Origin of the sequence: Vibrio sp. 661 (assembly GCF_033339315.1) — a bacterium.
GTDB classification, from domain to species: Bacteria; Pseudomonadota; Gammaproteobacteria; order Enterobacterales; family Vibrionaceae; genus Vibrio; species Vibrio alginolyticus.
The window spans coordinates 1-1,440 of record NZ_JAWOUJ010000056.1 but is presented as its reverse complement, the minus strand read 5'-3'; the positions used below and the strand labels follow the sequence as shown (position 1 = coordinate 1,440).

Here is a 1,440-nt window from a genome sequence, read left to right as displayed (position 1 = left end):
GCTGCAATAGGCGACGGTACTTTTGGTAGCTTAGACAAACTGGCGCTCGCAGGTACCGTACTTGGGTTAATTGTGATTTTGAATCGTTCTAAAAACCCATACATTCGCGTGGCTTCGATCGTGATTGCCATGCTAGTTGGCTATGTAATGGCATACTTCATGGGTATGGTCGACACCTCAAAATTGGGGGAAACCAACCTCGTTGCGCTACCGATTCCGATGCAGTACGGCTTGTCATTTGACTGGTCACTATTTATCCCTCTCGTGCTGATTTTCTTTATCACGGCGTTGGAAGCGATCGGCGACATTACCGCAACGTCGGAAGTATCTGGCGAGCCTGTTAAAGGCCCTATTTACATGAAGCGCATCAAAGGTGGGGTATTAGCGGATGGTCTGAACTCGGCTATCGCTGCGGTATTCAACAGCTTTCCAAACTCTACCTTCAGTCAAAACAACGGCATTATCATGCTAACGGGCGTCGCAAGCCGTTACGTGGGTTACTTTATCTCGGGCATGTTAGTGATTCTTGGTCTATTCCCGGGCGTGGCCAGTTTTGTTCAGCTGATCCCAGAACCTGTACTTGGTGGCGCTACCATCGTGATGTTCGGCACCATTGCCGCTGCAGGCGTGCGCATTATCTCGCGAGTTGACCTCGACCGCCGCGCGATTCTGATTATGGCGTTGTCATTCTCGATGGGGTTAGGTATCGCTCAGAAACCTGAGATTCTGCAGTTTATGCCTGAGTTTATTAAAAGCATCTTCTCAACCGGTGTGGCTGCTGGCGGTATCACCGCGATACTGCTGAACTTGCTGCTTCCAGAAAAACTGACAGAAGAAGATGAACTTGTCGCTCAAGAAGTGAAAGAGTCTTAATACCTGTACTTAGAAATTAAAAAGCCCAACCACATTTTGGGTTGGGCTTTTTGGTTTAAGAGGGTTATTTGGTCGGGAAACTGATTTGGGCGATCAAGCCGCCTTCACTGCGATTACGCATCACCACCGAACCTGAATGTTGGATAACAATACGTTTTACAATCGCTAAACCCAGACCAGTACCTTCGCTGCCACGAGCCGTATCACCACGGGTAAACGGTTCGAACAACTTCGCGATCTGCGACTGCTCAATCCCAGGCCCGTTGTCTTCTACGCATATCCAAACCAATTGTTTGTCTGCCGTCACGCCTGTGCTGATTTTAACCCAACCGTTGCCGTAACGCAGTGCGTTGACAACTAAGTTACTCACCGCTCGCTTAATGGCAATCGGGCTGCCTTTCGCTAGAGGAAGGTGCATGTTCAAGTCCGTTTCAATCTCGACTTCATATCCCCCTTCAGAGCTCGCCACGTCACTAGCGATGGTACTGACATCAACCGACTCAAACGATTCTTTGTTTACAGGCTTTAGATAATCCATAAATTGGCTGATGATCTCATTGCACTCTT

Annotated in this window: 2 protein-coding genes; one reads left to right on the top strand and one right to left on the bottom strand. The window is 48.6% G+C overall.

Annotation, left to right across the window (positions count from 1 at the left end; translation table 11 throughout):
• Positions 1-873: solute carrier family 23 protein (locus R7P69_RS24620; protein ID WP_318121742.1), on the top strand; the 873-nt coding region annotated here is incomplete at its 5' end.
• A 64-nt stretch (positions 874-937) separates the two neighbouring features.
• Here the strand turns inward: R7P69_RS24620 and R7P69_RS24615 are convergent.
• Positions 938-1,440, bottom strand: a 503-nt coding sequence (locus R7P69_RS24615) for an ATP-binding protein (protein ID WP_318121740.1), incomplete at its 5' end; no start/stop codon positions are given.